An 18,951-nucleotide genomic window follows, 5' to 3' on the forward strand; every position below is an offset into this window, starting at 1 on the left:
GGGATCATGCAGTTTCAGGATGATATTCGTCAGGATATCAAGACGTTTTGGGGAATTTCCATCGAAAAAATGCTGAAGGTTCTCGTTCCTCTGGGCCTCATCCTGGCCGGTTATATTTTATGGTTCCCGTTTCCTGATATCATTTGGCGGATGGGCATTGCGATCGGTATCTTCCTCATTATCGCCGGCTGTATGGCCCTGGATCTCCCCCGATATGTTGGGATCTTTAAACGCTATCGCAAACGCTTAAAGGTTTTATCGGATAAACCAGGGTCCAAAAGTTCTGAGCAGAACGCAACCTGCCTTCAGGATCTTATTCGGGCCGAAATGCTCCATTATCGGGAGGACAAGGTTCTGGTTGAATGGGATAACGGCTGGGTTTCCGTACTTTGCTATGTGCAGGCGGAACCGATCGATTTTGAGTCTTCCAAAACGGTTGCTTTGACGCAGAAAGGATTAAAGGATGCCTTGGCGGTGGCTTCGGCAAACCATTTACAGCTGCGCTGGATTGATGATGCCGACCTTGAGTATGAAGAAGCCTTTTGGAAGGAACGGCGAGAACAGGCCCTTGCGGCGATTCTGCCGGGTGGGAGAGACTTGACGCTCGATCGTATGACGGCCTCTGAAAATGTTTCAAAATCGATGGCCGTTGCCAACCGGTTGTTTCTCCGCATCGATGGCAGTCTAGCCCATCTTATGAGGGATGAAACCGGCGATACGGATTTAGAACGCAAAGAACTTGCTCTCGCCAGTTTTTCGTATACGGTCAACAGCTTTATTGAGGTCCTGCAACGAGCAAAACTCAACCTCTCTCCGATGGGGGAAGAGGATTTGCTTTGGGTTATTCATAGGGATATCGCACCCTGGACTCGAAGCAAGCTCACATTACCCCTGGGATTTACGGACGAACCAATGGATGACGACGTTATCGATGGAGGCAGTGAAGAAGGAGAAGAGGAATCGAGTAATCTTTCCGAAGTCTATGAAGAAAAACGTATCGATTTTGAAATTCCAGCGATTGAAGAGGTTTCAGAGGAACCCGATATTTTGCCCGAACCTAAACTAAATCTCTTGATGCTGGAAAAGCCTCAAGCGTCCCCTGCCGTGCGAACGATTCCTAAAGAAGTCCTCCCGCCATTTCAAGGAACGAGAGCGCCGTCTTCTATAAATCCCTTCAAGAAAACGCCAAACCCTTTTGCCAAGATCCCACAAGAACATAGTTTAAGTGCCCTAAAGCAGAAAGTAGTTCCCTTAGTGAAGCCCATACGATTTCCGGAGAATGTTGTACTCGTTCTTGGAACAAAGCGTTATGTTGGAGTTACCACGGTTGCCGTGAATCTTGCGCCACCCGACGGATTGCTGGTTAATTTAGGGCGCGGAGAGCAGCCGGCAGAGTGGCCGGATCTCTTCGCCGTTACAGACGTTTCCGGAGAACAAAGAGTTTCAGACATTGCCAAACTGGCAGAAAGCTTCGACCATGTGACCGTCGACCTTGGCCTGGTGACGAGCGAATGTACTGATTTACTGAACGCCTCACAAAAAATTATCTATGTCATAGATAATCAGCCAGGGAGTTTAGGATCCTCACTTGAGCAAATAGAAACGCTCCCCGTCGAAAAGATGGCCTTGGCGATTACCAAGGCCATGCCTTCAGGTTTATCTCCGGGACTGTTAAGCGCCCAACTGGGCATGCCGATCGGCATCATGATCCCCTTCGATAAAAGTTATGACGACCAGTTTGGCCTAACACTCCCTCGGAAACCCTGGGAAATCCTTCGTCAGCTAATCATGAAACGTGAGGTGGCTTCCTTATGAGTTGGGACTTTACCAAACTTGCCCAAAAGATTCCTCTGCCGAAAGAACTTCAAGAACATCTCTTTCGCTTCCTTCCCATCCCAGTGAATCCCTACGTTTCTGTAAAAGACGAGTTTGATGCTCAGGTTTTACGGGATGCAGCAGGCCTAGCCCAAGAATCCGATGAATCCTTGTCGACGATGTACCTTAGGCTGGGCAAAGGCCATAAAACGGTCTACACCTCGACCTTGTTAATCAAGCGTTTTCCTCAAAACTTAAACTTCGGTCATTTCAGAAATCTTGCTTTTGGAAATCGAGACTCGGGAGGCGTTCCTTCCATCCATTCCGTTCGCTATACCGTGGAAATACACCCTATCGTTAAAAGCCTTGCCAGTAAAGCCAATGAACATAAGTTAAACCGGCTGCGTCATGACATTGAGGAGGCGACGAACCGTCATCAGATTCCCGATTCCGAGCTTGTCAAAGCCTATGAATCTCTAAAGAGGATCATTAAAGAGGTTGAGTATACGGATAACCTGCCCTTTGAACTCTGGGTCTACATCACAGCCTGGGCTCCTACGGTTCAGGCCCTCAGGAAAACGATCAAAGAAATTAAGGACCAGTTAGCCGAAGATAAAACGAAAGTTAATTCCCTTTCTTTCGAACAGCTGCAGGGATTTCAGGCCGGACTTTCCTTGGGACTCACGCCGGACGAACTCTACAAGGAATATCCCGGACGGTTTGTCACCAGCGATCCCTTGACGTGTCTGACACCCTATGTTAACGGCAGTATTTCCGATGGTACGGGCATTAGTTTTGGGAACAGCACGCGAAATTACGGCCATATCTTCCTAAATCTATTAAAAGGACAAGGTGGTAAGAATATTGCCGTCCTGGGAACCACCGGCAGCGGTAAATCAGCAGCCCAAAAGGCCTTGGGCCAGAGTCTTATGGAGCATGGCTTTCGAGTCATCTACTTAGATTTCAACGGGGAATTCTATGATTGGTGTATGCATAACGGCGGTGCTTACCTGGACCAGCGGACTCAAACTGGGGCCTATATTGAACCCATGATGATTTATCCTCAAGCCTCGGAACTTGACAGCAACCCTATCGATACCATGGTCGCCCGCGTCATGCGAACGATCTCCATTTTAGCAGATACTGAGGAGGAATATTTCTTAGTCCCCTGCGATCAGGCGATTGCCCAAGTCCTTTCCGAGAATAACATGGACCGGGAAAAGCCTGAAACCTGGTTTACGAAATCTCTTCGCATTACAGATTGGTACAAAGCCCTCTGTGACATCCACACTCCGGGGGCTCAAGACTTACGGACCCGTATTCAGCGCTATTTTGAAGGCGGGCAGAGCCATCTTTTCGGTAACCGTGAACCTCTGAAGTTGGATTCCCAGATGATTGTTGTCCGTCTGTCCAATCCCGAAGAAGCCGGGGAGGACACTCGGGCCAGTCATGTAAAGATGACCTTAGCCTTGGATACCATTTCGGAACAAATTAAACGCGATAAGCTTCTGGGCGAACGGTACACGGCGATATTTATGGATGAATTGCAGCGTTCGATTAATAACCCGGTGATCGAGAAGTTTCTAAACACCTGGGCGACGTCCATTCGACATCAAAACGGGATGGTCGTCACCGGCTCCAATAAGGTCTCTGTGTATTTGGGAGAAAAGGCCCCGGCCCAATCCATTTGGAGCAACAGCTATATAAAAATGATTTTTTGGATCGAAGATAATGAACTGGAGATTCTTAAGTCAAGTAAGGCGGTTCCAGAACCCGTGATCGAGGCCATTCAAAACAGCTACGGGCAGCACACCTTTATGCTGAAAGTGGCGGACCGGAACTGGGAACAAGCCCGATATGAACTTTCACCTTTAGAACTAAAACTCTATGCAACCCGAGGATTGAAGAAAGAGAAACCATCCGCAGTATAACCTTTGTGGGAATGATGAAAGGGGGAGATGAGTATTTCGATGCCTTTAAACGTCACTAACCTAATCCAAGCGTATTTCCAGATTCTTGAGGGGAAAATCCCTACGAATATCGCCTTGCAGCCGATTATGAATCTTACAAATTCTACAATTCTTGGTTATGAGGCCTTGGCACGCTGGTCTAGTTTCTCCCCCATGGAGATCATTTCGTTAGCCTATAACTATAAAGGTCTAGAACGGCTTGAATCGTTGATCGTTGAGGCGATTCTCCAGAGCCGGTGCCATATCCCTGGGCCCTTATTTATTAATGTTCACCCGTCGATCGCCAATCCTGATTTATGGAGCGTTTTTCGTGGGCGCAATGTGGTCTTGGAGATTACCGAGGTTGAGGCGATCTATTGGGAAGGCGTACTTCGTCTTCGGGACATGGGGTTTCCCTTAGCACTCGATGATTTGGGGACGGGATATGCCACCTTTGATACGCTCCTGCAGCTGCGTCCGGAGTACTTCAAATTAGATAAAGTCCTTACCCAATCTATCCATGTTAAAGCCCGAAATAGCCTCCTTACGGCCATGGTCGATCACGCTCGGCGATTAGGTTCTAAGGTTATTGCGGAGGGGATCGAAACCAAGGAACAATGGCACGCGGCTCAAGAAGCCGGATGCCACTTTGGGCAAGGGTTTTTCTTGGGTAAACCTCAGGTGTTTAAACGAAACAGGGCCATAATGAGGAACGATGAGCAAGAGGACAAGGAGGCAGCTTTAAATGGACAAGTGGTTTGACACATTCTTCGAAGAAAAGGACTTGCCTGTTAAAACGTTTGAGATAGAACATCATGGGACGATCCATCTCATTGACAGCGACTTTGTGATTAAACTAATAAAGACCTGTTCAGCGGAAGAGAAAAAAGCCATTAAAGAGATGCTTATTCGTATTGATTTTAGAAACGGTGATGTTAATGACTACTTGCATCATCTCGCTGTAGGCTATGTGAAGACACATTTTTAACTGTTACGTACGGTTACATTTTTGTTAGCAAGGGTATGGGCAGATGGTATAAGCCTTAAAACATTACCAAGTGAAGGATAACTTGAAACGAGACAATATCTCGATGCCAGAGGAGGTTAAGAGAAGCCATGCTAATAAAGGCTCAAGACTTAAAGGTGGGGGATCAACTAGCAGAGGACGATGGGTTCCTTTGGGATGTTACAGAGATTATTGACGAGACGAAAACTTCGATTACCGTGAGGCTCAACTCGGATTTTTCTAGTTTTAAAGACCATTGGAAGTCCGGACCAGGTAGTTTAAAGACCTTTGATAAACGTAGAAGCCTTCAAGGAATATCGGCCTAGTAGCATCCTGCCGTTAGCAGTTAATCGAAACAAGATAAGGAAGGGATTATATATGACCACTGAGGAACTCAATGCAAAGCTTCAAATTGTAAGCATGAAGGGGAAACGGTTTAAATGCCCAGGGGGGTACCGTGAGTTTGGCCGTGGTTTTGCTTTCTTTGTCCCAGGACTAGGGTATCTCGCATTTAAAGATTCCAAGGAAAGTCCCTATATTCCTCAAGGAGGAAGAAAAGCCTTGGAGAGTATTCTTGAGGCCGGCGGGATGCTTGATTACGAAACCATCATTTTCATACAAGAGATGAATTCTTAAAGAATTAGATCACTGGGCAAATCAGAAATAAGGGAGAGATGATGATGGAAGCAAAAGGGAATTGGGTTAAATGAGTTGTTTAGCTTATTTCCATCGGTTACTACATTTCCTCTTTGTCCTGCTTATTCTTGGTTTATCTATTACAGACTACTTCACCATGCGGCTGCCGGATAAATTTACGATTCCCTTACTGGGAATAGGGCTTCTCAATGCTTTTCTGGATGGCCCCCAAAACGGATTATTCAGTTTGTTGACGGCGTTGGGATTCGGCCTGGTATTTCGGCTTATTGCTAAAACCTTTCCTCAGGATATGGGTCTCGGAGATGCCACATTTGTTGCGGCTCTTGGCTCATTTTTTGGTTTTCCCTTAATCGTTCCTGTGATCATTTTAGCTAGCCTTGCTGGTCTACTGACGGGAACAAGTTTGCAGCGAATCCGTAAGGCTGGTTTGAAACAGCAGCTGCCTTTTGGCCCATACCTCAGTTTCGGCTCCATGATTGTGCTGGTATGGGGTAACAAGATCTTAAATGTTCTATGGCGTTTTTAGCACTGTAAACTTTACATTTCTGAAAATAAATATTGGAGAATTCCCTAAACCGGACAGAGTTGTCCGGTTTCGTTCATTTGTATGTAATTTCCTTGCTTTTTTATAGAAAATAAATTACAAATAGAGGAGACTTTTGAATGAGAAAAGTATTGACCATAGTACTAATTCTAATAACCGTTAGTTTAACGGGATGTTCAACTTCCTCAGGGTTTGTAGATGATCAACTAAAACCACTGTTACAAAACGGTGTGTATATTCATAGTTTTGATGCACTTGCGGATGAGGACGTAATATTTAGTCATCCCTCTGCTATCATATCGGTTTATCCTGTTGATGAAGAAAAACAACCGGTTCGTGAGTTAACCAGAATCAATGTAGGGAGAAACGCTACAGATGTTGCAACTTCCCATATAGGAGAGGGATATTCGATAAAGGTGTCGAAAATATTTGAGGACGAAACTGTGAAAGAACCAAAATTGGTACTAGACTCTTCAAACGAAATTAAACTAGATTTCATGGATAGACTTTTCTGCCCCTCTAATCAGGCAGGAAAAAGAAATGCTGTAGAATGCTATTCTGTGAAGTTGTATATGCCAAAGAATTACAGTATACCCGACAAATTTAAAAAAATATTTGTTGCAAGCAATCCGTACTAGTGAAGAATATGGATGAGTTTAATCTTTTTTCAAGAAGGTAAGTTTATGGGTCCAAGGATCGGGCAGGAGTTGTCTGATCTTTTTTTGTGGGTAATTTCCTTACAACCTGTAAGGGGGAAAGCGTATGGTTTCAAAGTTAAAGTGGTTTATTATTCCTGGTGTTATCACTGCACTCTTGCTCCTGTCTATTGCCTTCATCCCTGTTTTTGCCCTTGCGGGAAACGGGCCGGATCGCTTTTATAACAATCAAGACAGTGGATCCAGTGACGGTGGAAGTGGCATTCCCAGCGGCGGCGCAATCCCTCCGGCAGACCTGCAATTTCACGAAGTTAATCCTGACGACCTGCGAAATTTTCTAAGCAGCCAGGGAAGCTATTTGACACGGGATGTGGACTCATTTATTACCAATGGCCGTACGTTCAACGTTAATCCCTTGCTCCTGGTCGCTATCACGGGTCAAGAACAATCCTTTGATCCGGCACGTAACAGCGATGCCGCCCAGGTCGAAAGAAACCCGTTCAATGTTTACGGGAGTTGGATGGCTTATTCCCCCGGTTTTAATAAGGCTTGTGAGGTGGCAGCCAGGACCGTGGCCACCAAATTGAGCTACCCTATCCCTTCCGGCGAGGATCCCATCCAGTGGATTAACGATCCTAAGAATCCCTCAGGATCCTATGCTGAAGATCTCCGGTGGTGGAAAGGGGTCAAGTTCTGGTTTCAAACTCTGTCCTCAAGACCAAATAGTTATTTGGTTCCTTTAACGGGAACAACAGGAGGTAAGGCTCAATGAGTAAAAAGTGGTTGATATTCGGTGCCTCAGTTCTCATGATCCTTCTCATCGCGTGGGGTTGGCATGATATCAGGACCAAAAAGGAGGCAAAACCAGTCCCAGTAACCAAGCAAGAAACTTCAAAGCCACAGCCCATGACTCAAACTTCAAAACAAACTTCGTCAGAGTTTACGCCGGAGACGTTTTCCCAGCTGCAAACGACGGATCAAGAGACGATAAGCGATCTCGTTCAACAGGTTCGAAAGCTCGGCGATCCCCAAGCGACCCCTGAAGCATGCAGTTTATTGACGATTGGGGATGCCCATTATGCCCTGACCTCCTTCTGGGATCCCACTTATTACCGCGACCCCAGTATTTGGAAGGCCACGGAACAAAACAACCTTTGGTCTCCCGAACTCAAGCAGGATCTCTCCAAGCCGGGAGCCTGGATGATCGCGTTACTGACGAAAGATCCTAAAAGTTCCTTTCCGGATGTTGCTTTACGCTGGGCAGCTCCTCCCGGTATGATGGCTCCGCCCGCCGTCTCTCAAACAGAACCCATCGCACAGGCCTGTAATGCCGGCTGGAATGAGATGCTAAAACAAAAGTATGCCTTCTTTTCCTTTGTCAAGGTCACGGCAGCCCAAAATACCCTGCAGCTTCATTTTACGGTGGTTAAGACGAATACACCCCAAAACATGAGGGTGACAGTACCCATTAAGGGCTCACTGAGCAAGTGGTCCTTAGGAACGATCACGATTCAAGACGAATAAAGGGGAGGTTGAAATCATTGCCGATCCTGGTGGTACTCGGAATAGGTCTCGTTCTGCTTTCTCAAAAACATGAGATTCGAAGGCTGTGGAATTTCTTAGTAATCTTGTTAATCTGGCTTAATCTGGGGGCTTTGGTGTGGCGATTAGTGCCTCAATCGCACCTTCTTATCGCCTATTGGAGTAAACTCAACTTCCCTGCTGCGCCCATCCTTCATCCCCTCATAGTGTTCGGGCAAAATTTAGTGGTCAATGTCTATAAAGTGCTCGCTGGCATGGAGGTGTGATCGTTGCAAACGTATAGTTTTAGTCAAGTTGTAGGATTAAGTATTTTGGTTCTGGTTGTCCTGGATTTTTTAAGAAATCAGGCGAGAAACGGGGTTATCCATGTCTCGGATTTTCCGGTTTATGTATTTGTTCTCTTGGGACGGATCCTTGATACCCTCGTTGCTGTGATCTTTGGCCTTTTCACCAAGAACTGGGGACAGATTTCTCCCCTTAAAAGATCCTGGACTCAAGCGATAAGTATAGTTCCTGTTACAAGGAATGACTCCGACAGAACGATGGAAAAGGAATGGCTGACTTGGGGCCGGCAGAAGCGCCCGATTTTGACGCACACGCTAGAACGTTCCGGTGCTCATATCTTTGTTGAACGCAGTAAATTGCCAGGGCAAAAACCATTTCATGTATCCAAAGACAGCGCCACGACCCCTGCCCCTAAAGTGAAAACCCTGGACTTTCAGGTGGGCTATTCTGCCGAACACCAGGAAGTGCACTTTATCCCTCAGTATTATTACGGGGTGGATCCCTCTCTGCGTTCTTCTATGCGCCAGCGGATCGATGATGGGACCATCGCTGTAGCCTTTGGGGTCGCCTCCAGAAACGTATCTTTTGTGGAAAGGGATGGCCAGGAAGCGATTGTCGTTAAGGTTGGGGCAACCACTGTCCCCCCATCCTCGCTCCTACCGCCGATCCCCAAGGCGGGAAAGGGCCAGGTGGTTCAGTCCCTCGCTCCGGAAGAGATGGATTTATCCCCCCTCTCTGAAAACCTTCCCCCGTTAACCATTTTTGACCAACCCAAGGCCAAAAAACAAGAATCGAGAGATACTGCAGAAATGGTCCTGCAAGCTTTCAGTCGCTTAAGTATCGGTGTCGATTCCAGTGGAGTCTCAAGGTTTCGCCATGTTAAAACGGTTATCGGCCCGGCGATTACCCAAGTGATCTTTCAAAGCGCCGGCTTAAAGATTTCATCGCTCACCAGAGAAGGTGAAAATATTGCTGCCGAACTTGGAATCCAAGGAAGTGTTCGAATCTCGGCAGTTCCCGGAATGCCCGGATGCTTTGGCGTCGAGGTGCCCAATGAGCAGCGTGGGATTGTAACACTTCTGGAAATGGTAGCCAGTCCTGAATTCAGAAAAAGTAAGAGTGCTCTCCCCTTATGTATTGGCGTCACGATTAACGGAAAACCTCTGATAGCTGATCTGGCTAAACTGCCCCATTTATTGGTAGCCGGGGCAACGAATCAAGGAAAAAGCGTTGGCTTGAATGCCATGATACTCTCCCTGGTACTTCGACACTTGCCTAGTGAGTTAAAGCTGATTATGGTCGATCCGAAAGCCGTCGAGTTAACCGTTTATGAGGATCTTCCTCATTTATTGGCCCCCATAGCCACAGAACCGAAAGACGCAATGCAATTATTGGATGGTATGGTCAACGAAATGGAGAGACGATATTCCCTCCTGCGATCAAAAAAAGCCCGGAATATTCGTGAATATAACGACAAGGTCTCTTCGCAGGGGCAGCTTCCTTATGTGGTAGGAATCATTGATGAATACGCTGATCTGATTATGGGAGCGAAGAGTACCGGCAAAGACTTGGAGACCGCCATTGCCAGGCTCGGGCAAAAGGCTCGGGCAGCCGGTTTACATTTGATTCTGGCGACCCAACGTCCGACAGCGGATATTGTCACCGGTTTAATTAAGGCAAACATGCCTGGGCGGTTAGCTTATAAAGTGGCGTCGACGGTCGATTCTCAAGTCATTCTCGACCGGCCGGGCGCTGAATCACTGACAGGCATGGGAGATCTTCTTCTGCTTGGCCCTACTGATCCGGAGCCAGTTCGCGCCCAAGGTCCTCTTGTTACTGATGAGGAAATAGAACGCCTGGTGGATTTTTGGCATATGAATTATGCTTCAGAGAAACCGAAGAATGAAACATTTACTCCTGAAAGAGTTAATGAAGACCCTAATGATCAACTTAAACCTATTAATCTGGATAAGCAGGAGCGAGAGAGCAGCAACCCAGCCTGTACGGATAAAGTCATGGACTTGCCTTCAGTTAACCAGGCACGAGACAAAGAAATTTTACCCAAGGGTCAAGAAAAAGAAATACCCAATATCCCAGAGGTCTGTATTGTTGAGGGAAGCCGAGGTCATATGGTAAACTTGGGTATTCCGTCGAAGCCGAAATCGCTTTCCATGACTAAGGATGCATGGGCCGTGCTTTATGGCTGTTCCGTGCGAATTATTGTTAAGGATCGGGCACCACGCCGGGAATACTTAAAGGCCCGTTTAAATATTAAGACGGATCTTGCTCAAAGTCTTATGCAGTTCATGGAGGCTGGGAAACTTATATCTCCTTATAAGGGACCCAATGCACCGCGTCAAATCTATGTGTCCTTGGAGCAAGTCGATAAAGTATTCCCTGAAGGCATCTTCTCAATGAATAAATATACAAGTTTAAGTTAAATGAGATAACCATAAATCCGGCTCATATAGGGTTAAGTTTTACGGGGACAATTAGATTTCTAATTGTCCCCGCGTGTTTAGCCTGTGCCAAGGGATTGAGGAATTTTTTTTAATTGTCCCCGAAAATAAGACCCCTAGGAAATTATATTTTAAGCAAGGAGAAGCTGCTGGGGGACAATTAAAAAAATTAAAATTGGTAAACCTTTTATTCGATGTATAAATTTTTCCGGACGTGAATATTTATGCAATTCGTTGAAGCTAACTATTCTAAAGTGTGCTGTTATGGAATTGCCTTATTTCGGAGAATTACCCATAAAGCTGTCATAACCTACAAAACGGCTTTTAATATTATTTGGACCCTTCGCAACTTTTGTTATGACAGTAATTTAAACTATATTCATTCTGCTCAGCTTACTTTTATTGGCACTTCTTTGTTCTGATGCTCGCACTTTTCGATACCTTAAGATGTTTGTCGATTAAGCTATTGAGTGAATGGAATAGTAGGAGAACTATTCAGTACGCTTACTTAGTGCCCTCACTTAGTACACTCACTCAGTACGCTCACTCAGTTTGTGGGTAATTTTCTTCTAGTTTATAGAAAGATGAAATGAGCACGGAGGTGTATAAGATGGCATTTGAAAAAAGCGTATTAATTGTTCTTAAAAATAAAGTAACTCCTGTTTCAGGTGAAATTCTTATGTTTTTTAAAGAGCACTACCCAACTCCTTTTTTAAAAACAACGGTTATTGCCAAAACCGGTTTATCACAATTTGTCGGAGGTGTTGCCTTTGAACGATTGGAATCAGCAGCTCTAATCGAGTGTGATAATACCACAAATGGACTCAATATGTTTCAGCTCTCTGAACATGGCTTAGCGATGCTAGATCTCGTTGAACGAGATGAAATTTAAAAGGGAGGAAAGATTATGGCCATTTACACTCGTCCGCCATTTATTCGTTCAAGTATACCAGAGAATCCACCCATGCCTTTTAAGATTGAACCAACAAAAAATGAATCCATTGAAGATGCGGAGGTAATTATTATGGAAAACGTTCAAAGTAATCAAGAAACTGTTTTTAATGAAGAATCCAAGCGTATCGAAGAAGCATTATTAATTCCTGAAGAAGTCACTTCCGATAGTATCGATAATCCTAATGAAAATGAGGAAGATTCGACAACTTGCGAGGAAACCATAGTCGAACCTTTAATCTCAGTGAATAATCTTGAACAAGAATCGTTTATTTTAAATTCGGCTGTTAGCATAAATTTTGGCATTCTAGGATTAGGACAAGCCGGTGGAAAAATAGCAGACTCCCTTGCTGCTTGTCGTTTGCCTGGTAAAAATCAATCCACTTACCAAGCGATCGCTGTAAATACGTGTCTGGCTGATCTGCACGCTCTAAAGAACATTCCTGAAAGTCAGCGTGTAGCTTTACCAGGTTTTAGACTTGGTGCTATGCGTCAACCGGAACTTGGATATGCTGCGATTAATCAACCTGGAGTTTTAGAAGACCTTGTTTCGAACAGAGTCGCTCGGGTTTTTGGCGAAGTTGATCAAGTTATTATCGCTGCCGGTATTGGAGGAGGAACCGGAACCGGATGTATTCAAGCTGTTTGTGAGGCACTCGCTGTAAAAGCTTATTCAGTGACGGCCATGATCACGTTACCAAGAAACCTGGATAGTGTCGAAGAAAAACAAAATGCCAATCTTTTTCTCGGGACTTTGCAGGAACTCATGTACAATGGTCTGATCTCATCGGTCATAGTGGTTGATAATAATCTTTTGTACAATCGATACGTTAATCGGGCCAAGGAATCAGGTATAGATATGGATTGGAAGACGGCCAGTAATATGGAGATCATACGAATAATCAATGAAATGAACGCCACGACGGGATTGCCTTCACCAACGACATTTGATGGGGCCGAGTTAACCAAAATTCTAACGAGTGGAGGATGTGTAACGTTTGGAAAAGCACGAATATCCCTTCCCGATCCGGCTTTATTAGAAACGATAGCTTTAAGAATTTCCAAAATCCTGAATTCGGGCTATCTAGCAGAATACAAGAACTTGTCTGAAGCACGATACGCAGGAGTTCAATTAATTCTTCCTCCGGATCTAGAATTCGGACCGATAATGGAACGAACGATCATCGACGAGCTAAAGAAGAAAATGCCTACTCTCCTTGGAACGTATGTTGGACATGCACAAGTTGAGGGCCAGCAGGAAATATTAGTTTATACGATCGTAAGTGGAATGGGATTACCAAGTCGAGCACAAGAACTGTCTCAATTATTAAAGACAGAAGTAGAAAAAATAAATGAAGCAGACGCAAAGCGTACTCAATTTACACCATCTGAAGTAACTGTAACGAATCCATTTATAAAAGGTTCAAAACAGGGAGCAACAGGAAATCCTTTTGCAAAAGAAAGTTCGTTTGGAAAATCTAAGAATCCTTTTAATGTTAAATAGCATCTGGCGAAAGGACAGCTAGTATTATGTAAATCGCCCACCAATTATGACAGGTTGGGAAAGAGCCGGGATCGAGTAATGTGGTCCCGGTTCTTAATATTTTCAGGTGTCTCTATCTATAGGTTCGAAGGTGTTTAACTTTTCCAGAATCCCATAGAACGACAGTTTTTGGAGGTACTCCCAATATTCTTGAAAATTCTTTTTTAGTTTCCCCATGTAGGCGCGCTTTTCTAATTCATTGTGTATTGTTTTTTCTGGAAGTAAACTAAAAGCGTGATTATAAGCTTTTTTAGAGATATAATACTGGAAGACGTTTTTCCAAAATTGAAATGCTCTTTTACTAATGGAGTTATTGGAATAGGAAACCTTTTTATACCAAGAAATTAGTAATGAAACCACTTAATTGAATAGATCACTACGGTAAAAACAATAATTATTGGAAAGTAAAATGTGACAAATTTTAATCTTTTACCTTCTATACTGTATAAAAAAATGCTGATCAGGTTAAGGGAACCTCGATCAGCATTTTTAGCGAACAATGAATAACCCTATTACAATTCCGACAACAATCCCACCCAAAACCGCAATTGGTGAATGCCCAATTACCTCTTTCAGGCGTGTAGGCTTAATATCAATCTCTGTGCTTAATTTTTTATTGAGAGTATCAATTGTTGCTGTTAATTCATTAAGGACTATCGCATGTTGTCCTGCTTGCCGACGTACACCTACAGCATCATAAATTACAATCAGACTAACCGCTGTTGAAATAGCAAAATAGGGATTATTCAAACCGTATTTAAGCAGAGTCGCTATGGTTAATCCAACCATTAGGGAAGTATGGGAGCTAGGCATTCCTCCCGGTTTTAGCGCAGCCTGCCAATTCCCGGAACACTTAATCAAGTAGTTTATCGGAATTTTTAGGATTTGAGCGGCAATTGTAGAATGCAAAGCTGATAATAGAAGTGGATTATGCAAGCACCAATACCTCCTATGGATCTTAATAATTACAAAAGCTCTTTTCGTAAATATTGTGGCTTAGATAGCCAATTGTCCTCTTAGAAGGGGATTTAATAATGGGGTGTAACGCCAAATCATTATTCTTTTTGATTGGCAAGGTTATAGCCACCAGGAAATTGCCACCCTTCTAGAGATTCCGCTTGGAACTGTCAAATCTCGGATCCATGCCGCTAGGATGCATTTAAGAACAATACTTTCAGATTAGACAAAAGGGGAGGGACCATTATGGAGTGCCTGCAATGTATAGAGCACCTGCCCGAACTTCTGGACGGGGAATTAGATGCTAATAAATACCGGAAAATTGAAGATCATTTACATCGTTGTCCTGATTGCCGCCAAGTAAGGGACGAGTTAGCGGCTCTTAGCAAAGAAATTAACCAGAGTATCGCCAGCATACCCGTTCCCACCAACTTATCCATGCGGATTCTCTCTGCGATTGAAAAGGAACAGTATAACACTGCCAAAGATATTTGGTTGACAAGCATTCTCTTGGCAATTTTGCATGTTTTCTCGCGAACGTTCTCTAGTGTGTTTCATTTGGTTTATGCCACAGGGTCTGCCTTCTGGCGTTCACTCATGACCATTGTCACACTTGTTTCTCCATGGGCCGCGGTGACCGTCGGAGTCCTATCGCTGGTGTTAATGATCACGGGCCTTTATATCGTTAAAACGCTATTAACAAAATTCGAAGTAAATGAGGTGATCCCATGAAGACACAAGTGAAGCTGAGTATACTCTTAGTTATAACTTTACTGCTTCTTTTTCCAGGTAAGGCACTAGCCGATGAATTATCGGCTTGTGGACTCTGTTTTCGCACTAAGTACGGACGCCCATATTGGTGGAGCTGTGAGAGATGTGGTTCTAGTAATCAACGGTGATGTGTATCTTGAGCCGACTGCCCAGACTGATCTGGTGATTGACTTAGGGGGTCAGGTTTTTAACCCCGCTACTGTAACCACTAATACTGGCATATTTCGCTTAAGTTTGACCTCTCAGTTTGTTAATCAACTATTTATTGGGTTGGCTATGATTTTGGGCCTTTGGCTGGCTAGATTAATTATCAGCGTTTCAGGCATCGTTTTGTTTACTAGTTTGGGATTTCTTCTGCGCAAGCGTTTGCAGCAAGGGGTAAGTTTTCTTCATACAGCCTCTTTGCGACTGTTTGGAATTGGTTTAGCGGGAGCATTGATGATGTTAGGTTTAATTATTCTTCTTTCGTTTACGGTAGTGGGCATCCCTCTGGCTATATTGCTATTTATTGTGGGAATAATAGCCATTTTATTAGGAATCCTACCGGTAATGGAGTATATCGGACATCAAGTACTTTCACCACGTTTATTAGATTATCCAGCCTTAAGTAAATGGTTTATCTTTGCTATTGGTTTGGTTGCGGCTCTTAATCTTCCTCTGATAGAAGTTATTGTTCTTCTTGGCGTGGCTTTTGCCGGTCTAGGTGTTACTTTAACCACCGGCTGGATCTATTTCAAAGAGCGTAAGTTTTAAAATAAAATCGGTTCCGAAAGGAGATTCTATGACCTCAGCTCATCTTATTGCTTATGTTACCCAATATGGATATTTAGGCTTATACGCCATATTGGGAATATCTATTTTAGGACTGCCCATTCCCGATGAGGCTTTAATGGTATTCATCGGTTATATGACCTTCGAAGGAAAACTTAACCCTATTTTAGCAGTGTTAGCAGGAGCAAGTGGAAGCATCAGCGGGATTACCGTTGCCTACTTATTAGGAAGATTTTTGGAACAAAAGGTATTGACCCGTCTAAAAAAACATGCTGGAGGTACCCGCCTGGAGAAAGTAATAAATTGGTATCACCGGCATGGTGGGAAACTCTTAACAATTGGCTATTTCATCCCAGGTGTCCGTCACTTATCGGGTTACATTGCCGGAATGAGCCGTTTAAGGTATAGGAGCTTTGCTTTCTTTGCTTATTTGGGTGCAATTATTTGGGTCACTCTTTGGGTTAGTCTCGGACGGTTATTAGGGAGCCGTTGGGAAGCGATTCTCCCAATTGTTCACAGGTATGCTTTGATTTTAGGTGCTACCGCAGCAGTTCTGTTTCTTGCTATCTATCTTTTCTATAAAAACCATGAACACTTAGGGCCTTGGCTGTATAACCAATTGCAACGGTTGCCGGAAAGTTACATGTCCCTCGGCAAGCGGCGTCTTTTCGTTACGATCGCCGGGTTGCTCTTTTTAGTACTGTTTATGGTATTAATGGGCTTAATTCAAGATTTTGTGGCCCAGGAAGTTGGGGAATTTGACGGTCTTGTGGCTGATTGGTTAGCAGGATCTACACCTCTGTTTTTGGTTTCGTTTATGCAAAAAATCAATGCCATCGGCACTCAATCGTTTATTCTGGTTATCTTTATAATTGTTGTGGTAATACTTCGGTTATCGACAAAACGCTGGACACATGTAATTCCTCTGACTCTTGCTTGGGTCGGTGGTACTCTAATCGATTATCTGTTTCGTTTAATCTTTAGAGGATATACCCTTAGCATTTTTGAAAATCTGACACCGTTTCAGGCTCCCAGCCAGGGATTTCTCCTCGCGGCTTTGGCCTTTTATGCCGTACTAGGTTATATTCTGGGGCGGCACAGAAATTGGATTACCCAATTGCTAATTGTCGTTGCCGATCTTTTCCTTTTGCTTTTCTTAGCTTTAAGCCCAGTTTATCTGCGGATACATCCCCCAAGTACCATGGTTATGAGCTTAACGGTCAGCGGACTATTGGCTTTAATTTGCCTTTTTGTATATGAATTTCGTCTATATTCTTATGAGTAATCTCAGCTGTTAGTATAAAGAATAATAAGGCAATATTTGAGGAGAATAATTTAAGAAGGGGATTCGATCTATTTTTTGGCTATTTTGGAGGACAAATCTATGAATGTTCTCGTAACCTTGAATTCAAACTATCTAAATCAATTAGTTGTTATGCTTACTTCTTTAACACAATCGAACCCAGAAATCCATTTTATAGTGTATATTGCTCATACTTCTATGACTGAAGGGGATTTTAAATTTATAAACCGACAAGTAGATTCTGAAAACTGCACAATTGTTGAAATGAGTATTGACGATAATTTGTTTCATGGTGCTCCCATTACTAAACGTTATCCCAAAGAAATGTACTTTCGGATCTTCGCAGCTCAGTTTTTACCGAAAAGTTTAGATCGAATTCTGTATTTAGATCCTGATATAGTCGTAATTAATCCCTTAAGCGCATTGTATTCCATTGATTTCCAAGAGAATCTTTTTGCAGCTGCTACGGATGTTTATCAACCTCTCGAAATAATTAATAAGGTACGACTTAAAATGCCGAAATACAGTAACTATGTTAATTCTGGTGTCATGATGTTAAATTTACCCATGCTGCGGAAGTATCAAAAGATACAAGAGGTCTTTGATTATATTGAAGAATATAGGAATCGTTTGATTTTCCCGGACCAGGATGTCATCAACGGGCTGTATGCTGGTCGAATAATTATCGTTGATCCTAAGATTTACAATCTAAGTGAACGTTATTGGTTAATTCACAATCTCAAACCTAAAAACAAGGAATGTAAAATAGACCTTGACTGGATTCGCCGAAACACAGTCATAATACACTACTGCGGGAAGAATAAACCTTGGAAGGGTAACTACAAGGGCAAATTGGGTACCTTTTATAGGAGTTTTGAAAAGCATACCCTCGGTTAAATGTTTAACATAGGGTTTTCATTCAACTAACATTGTTTATGGTTAAAACTAATTCCTTAGGAGATGAACTATTGATTACTCGATTGATAAAATGGAATATAAGTAAATACACGTTAATCTCGAGTATAGCTGGAGTTGTTGATATTTCCCTTGCATATTATCTGTATCGGGTCACAGAATTGCATTATCTTCTTGCAAGCAACTTGGGGATAGCAGTCGGCTTTATATTTCAGTTTATTGCAGGAATGAAATATGTATTCATACCAAGAAATTACCTGGAATCTTTCATCGTTTATTTAGTAACCTTATTTCTGGGCGTTTTTATAGCGAATGGAATCCTATGGTTTAGTTATAGTGTTATTCGACTATCTTTCTTGATTTCAAAGTTTCTTTCAATGGTTCTACCATTCTTTATAATCTATTCTATTAGAAGAGTTTTACTTGACGTATGGGCTGAAAGAGGTGTTAAATAGTGAGAAATTAAGTTCAGAATATTCCATTAGTACTTTTGGTGAGATAGGATATTAAAACACATGCTCTACATTAAAAATAATGTCTATGTTTTTCTACCGCAACGATTTGGCAATACGAAGAACTTTAAAGAACGTATGGTTTAAAATGCTCATGGAGATAATCATTATTCTAACGAAAAATCTCTTAATCGTTTCCTTTATAAGTAGTGGCAAGATCAGAATGGCATACATAGTTCATTTTTCATATGAGTAGGAGGGGGGATTTGCATGAGAAAAAGGTTACATAATAAATATTTGTTAATACTAGCGGTTCTTCTAATGTTATGAGTGGGTTTAATTAAAATCCATTCGCAAATTTCTCTGAAGGGATTA

19 protein-coding genes are annotated in these 18,951 nt (G+C 43.2%); 18 read left to right on the forward strand and 1 reads right to left on the reverse strand.

Going from position 1 to position 18,951, the window contains the following annotated elements:
* Positions 1 to 6: 6 nt before the first annotated feature.
* From B5771_RS04130 to B5771_RS04195, 14 genes are all read left to right on the forward strand, one after another.
* A complete protein-coding gene (locus B5771_RS04130) occupies positions 7 to 1,815 on the forward strand; it encodes a hypothetical protein (protein ID WP_088186406.1) in 1,809 nt (602 codons plus the stop codon).
* Positions 1,812 to 3,746, forward strand: a complete 1,935-nt coding sequence (locus B5771_RS04135) for a DUF87 domain-containing protein (RefSeq protein ID WP_088186407.1) — start codon at positions 1,812 to 1,814, stop codon at positions 3,744 to 3,746. The genes B5771_RS04130 and B5771_RS04135 overlap by 4 nt, the downstream gene beginning before the upstream one ends.
* Before the next feature lie 27 nt (positions 3,747 to 3,773).
* Positions 3,774 to 4,526: an EAL domain-containing protein gene (locus B5771_RS04140; protein ID WP_242966726.1), complete on the forward strand. Its 753-nt coding sequence runs from the start codon at positions 3,774 to 3,776 to the stop codon at positions 4,524 to 4,526.
* Positions 4,510 to 4,752, forward strand: coding sequence for a hypothetical protein (locus B5771_RS04145; protein WP_088186409.1), 243 nt, complete (start codon positions 4,510 to 4,512; stop codon positions 4,750 to 4,752). The genes B5771_RS04140 and B5771_RS04145 overlap by 17 nt, the downstream gene beginning before the upstream one ends.
* 128 nt (positions 4,753 to 4,880) lie before the next feature.
* Positions 4,881 to 5,096, forward strand: a complete 216-nt coding sequence (locus tag B5771_RS04150) for a hypothetical protein (protein ID WP_088186410.1) — start codon at positions 4,881 to 4,883, stop codon at positions 5,094 to 5,096.
* A 52-nt stretch (positions 5,097 to 5,148) separates the two neighbouring features.
* Complete coding sequence (locus tag B5771_RS04155) at positions 5,149 to 5,406, forward strand: hypothetical protein (protein ID WP_088186411.1); 258 nt, start codon at positions 5,149 to 5,151, stop codon at positions 5,404 to 5,406.
* A gap of 70 nt (positions 5,407 to 5,476) precedes the next feature.
* Positions 5,477 to 5,953, forward strand: coding sequence for an A24 family peptidase (locus B5771_RS04160; RefSeq protein WP_088186412.1), 477 nt, complete (start codon positions 5,477 to 5,479; stop codon positions 5,951 to 5,953).
* A 137-nt stretch (positions 5,954 to 6,090) separates the two neighbouring features.
* On the forward strand, positions 6,091 to 6,609 hold the full coding sequence (locus B5771_RS04165; protein WP_088186413.1) for a hypothetical protein: 519 nt from the start codon (positions 6,091 to 6,093) through the stop codon (positions 6,607 to 6,609).
* Positions 6,610 to 6,733: 124 nt separating this feature from the next.
* Positions 6,734 to 7,399, forward strand: a complete 666-nt coding sequence (locus B5771_RS04170; RefSeq protein WP_088186414.1) for a hypothetical protein — start codon at positions 6,734 to 6,736, stop codon at positions 7,397 to 7,399.
* On the forward strand, positions 7,396 to 8,151 hold the full coding sequence (locus tag B5771_RS04175; RefSeq protein ID WP_088186415.1) for a hypothetical protein: 756 nt from the start codon (positions 7,396 to 7,398) through the stop codon (positions 8,149 to 8,151). The genes B5771_RS04170 and B5771_RS04175 overlap by 4 nt, the downstream gene beginning before the upstream one ends.
* 17 nt (positions 8,152 to 8,168) lie before the next feature.
* The gene (locus B5771_RS04180) at positions 8,169 to 8,435 is read left to right on the forward strand and encodes a hypothetical protein (protein WP_088186416.1); all 267 of its coding nucleotides are present in this window, start codon (positions 8,169 to 8,171) and stop codon (positions 8,433 to 8,435) included.
* A gap of 3 nt (positions 8,436 to 8,438) precedes the next feature.
* Complete coding sequence (locus B5771_RS04185; protein ID WP_088186417.1) at positions 8,439 to 10,895, forward strand: DNA translocase FtsK; 2,457 nt, start codon at positions 8,439 to 8,441, stop codon at positions 10,893 to 10,895.
* Positions 10,896 to 11,523: 628 nt separating this feature from the next.
* Positions 11,524 to 11,805: a hypothetical protein gene (locus B5771_RS04190; protein WP_088186418.1), complete on the forward strand. Its 282-nt coding sequence runs from the start codon at positions 11,524 to 11,526 to the stop codon at positions 11,803 to 11,805.
* Between the two features lie 15 nt (positions 11,806 to 11,820).
* Complete coding sequence (locus B5771_RS04195) at positions 11,821 to 13,368, forward strand: cell division protein FtsZ (protein WP_088186419.1); 1,548 nt, start codon at positions 11,821 to 11,823, stop codon at positions 13,366 to 13,368.
* Positions 13,369 to 13,896: 528 nt separating this feature from the next.
* Here B5771_RS04195 and B5771_RS04205 read toward each other — a convergent pair.
* Positions 13,897 to 14,343 carry a divergent PAP2 family protein gene (locus tag B5771_RS04205; RefSeq protein WP_172408151.1) on the reverse strand — a complete coding sequence of 149 codons (447 nt, stop codon included), beginning with the start codon at positions 14,341 to 14,343 and terminating at the stop codon, positions 13,897 to 13,899.
* A 267-nt stretch (positions 14,344 to 14,610) separates the two neighbouring features.
* On the opposite strand from B5771_RS04205, the gene B5771_RS04215 reads away from it, so the two are divergent.
* From B5771_RS04215 to B5771_RS04230, 4 genes are all read left to right on the forward strand, one after another.
* Entirely contained in the window at positions 14,611 to 15,096 is a 486-nt protein-coding gene (locus tag B5771_RS04215) for a zf-HC2 domain-containing protein (protein WP_088186422.1), read from the forward strand.
* 72 nt (positions 15,097 to 15,168) lie between these two features.
* The gene (locus B5771_RS04220) at positions 15,169 to 15,888 is read left to right on the forward strand and encodes a hypothetical protein (protein ID WP_088186423.1); all 720 of its coding nucleotides are present in this window, start codon (positions 15,169 to 15,171) and stop codon (positions 15,886 to 15,888) included.
* Positions 15,889 to 15,916: 28 nt separating this feature from the next.
* Positions 15,917 to 17,191 carry a DedA family protein gene (locus B5771_RS04225; RefSeq protein ID WP_088186424.1) on the forward strand — a complete coding sequence of 425 codons (1,275 nt, stop codon included), beginning with the start codon at positions 15,917 to 15,919 and terminating at the stop codon, positions 17,189 to 17,191.
* A gap of 99 nt (positions 17,192 to 17,290) precedes the next feature.
* Complete coding sequence (locus B5771_RS04230; protein ID WP_088186425.1) at positions 17,291 to 18,106, forward strand: glycosyltransferase family 8 protein; 816 nt, start codon at positions 17,291 to 17,293, stop codon at positions 18,104 to 18,106.
* The last annotated feature ends 845 nt before the right edge of the window (positions 18,107 to 18,951 follow it).

Origin of the sequence: Desulfosporosinus sp. FKA, from assembly GCF_002196785.1 — a bacterium.
Classification (GTDB): domain Bacteria; phylum Bacillota; class Desulfitobacteriia; order Desulfitobacteriales; family Desulfitobacteriaceae; genus Desulfosporosinus; species Desulfosporosinus acididurans.

Excerpts from the sequence above, each read along its gene's own strand:
- B5771_RS04130 (WP_088186406.1), top strand. The coding sequence starts at position 7 with ATGCAGTTTCAGGATGATATTCGTCAGGATATCAAGACGTTTTGGGGA.
- B5771_RS04135 (WP_088186407.1), top strand. The coding sequence starts at position 1,812 with ATGAGTTGGGACTTTACCAAACTTGCCCAAAAGATTCCTCTGCCGAAA.
- B5771_RS04140 (WP_242966726.1), top strand. The coding sequence starts at position 3,774 with ATGAGTATTTCGATGCCTTTAAACGTCACTAACCTAATCCAAGCGTAT.
- B5771_RS04145 (WP_088186409.1), top strand. The coding sequence starts at position 4,510 with ATGGACAAGTGGTTTGACACATTCTTCGAAGAAAAGGACTTGCCTGTT.
- B5771_RS04150 (WP_088186410.1), top strand. The coding sequence starts at position 4,881 with ATGCTAATAAAGGCTCAAGACTTAAAGGTGGGGGATCAACTAGCAGAG.
- B5771_RS04155 (WP_088186411.1), top strand. The coding sequence starts at position 5,149 with ATGACCACTGAGGAACTCAATGCAAAGCTTCAAATTGTAAGCATGAAG.
- B5771_RS04160 (WP_088186412.1), top strand. The coding sequence starts at position 5,477 with ATGAGTTGTTTAGCTTATTTCCATCGGTTACTACATTTCCTCTTTGTC.
- B5771_RS04165 (WP_088186413.1), top strand. The coding sequence starts at position 6,091 with ATGAGAAAAGTATTGACCATAGTACTAATTCTAATAACCGTTAGTTTA.
- B5771_RS04170 (WP_088186414.1), top strand. The coding sequence starts at position 6,734 with ATGGTTTCAAAGTTAAAGTGGTTTATTATTCCTGGTGTTATCACTGCA.
- B5771_RS04175 (WP_088186415.1), top strand. The coding sequence starts at position 7,396 with ATGAGTAAAAAGTGGTTGATATTCGGTGCCTCAGTTCTCATGATCCTT.
- B5771_RS04190 (WP_088186418.1), top strand. The coding sequence starts at position 11,524 with ATGGCATTTGAAAAAAGCGTATTAATTGTTCTTAAAAATAAAGTAACT.
- B5771_RS04195 (WP_088186419.1), top strand. The coding sequence starts at position 11,821 with ATGGCCATTTACACTCGTCCGCCATTTATTCGTTCAAGTATACCAGAG.
- B5771_RS04215 (WP_088186422.1), top strand. The coding sequence starts at position 14,611 with ATGGAGTGCCTGCAATGTATAGAGCACCTGCCCGAACTTCTGGACGGG.
- B5771_RS04220 (WP_088186423.1), top strand. The coding sequence starts at position 15,169 with ATGAATTATCGGCTTGTGGACTCTGTTTTCGCACTAAGTACGGACGCC.
- B5771_RS04225 (WP_088186424.1), top strand. The coding sequence starts at position 15,917 with ATGACCTCAGCTCATCTTATTGCTTATGTTACCCAATATGGATATTTA.
- B5771_RS04230 (WP_088186425.1), top strand. The coding sequence starts at position 17,291 with ATGAATGTTCTCGTAACCTTGAATTCAAACTATCTAAATCAATTAGTT.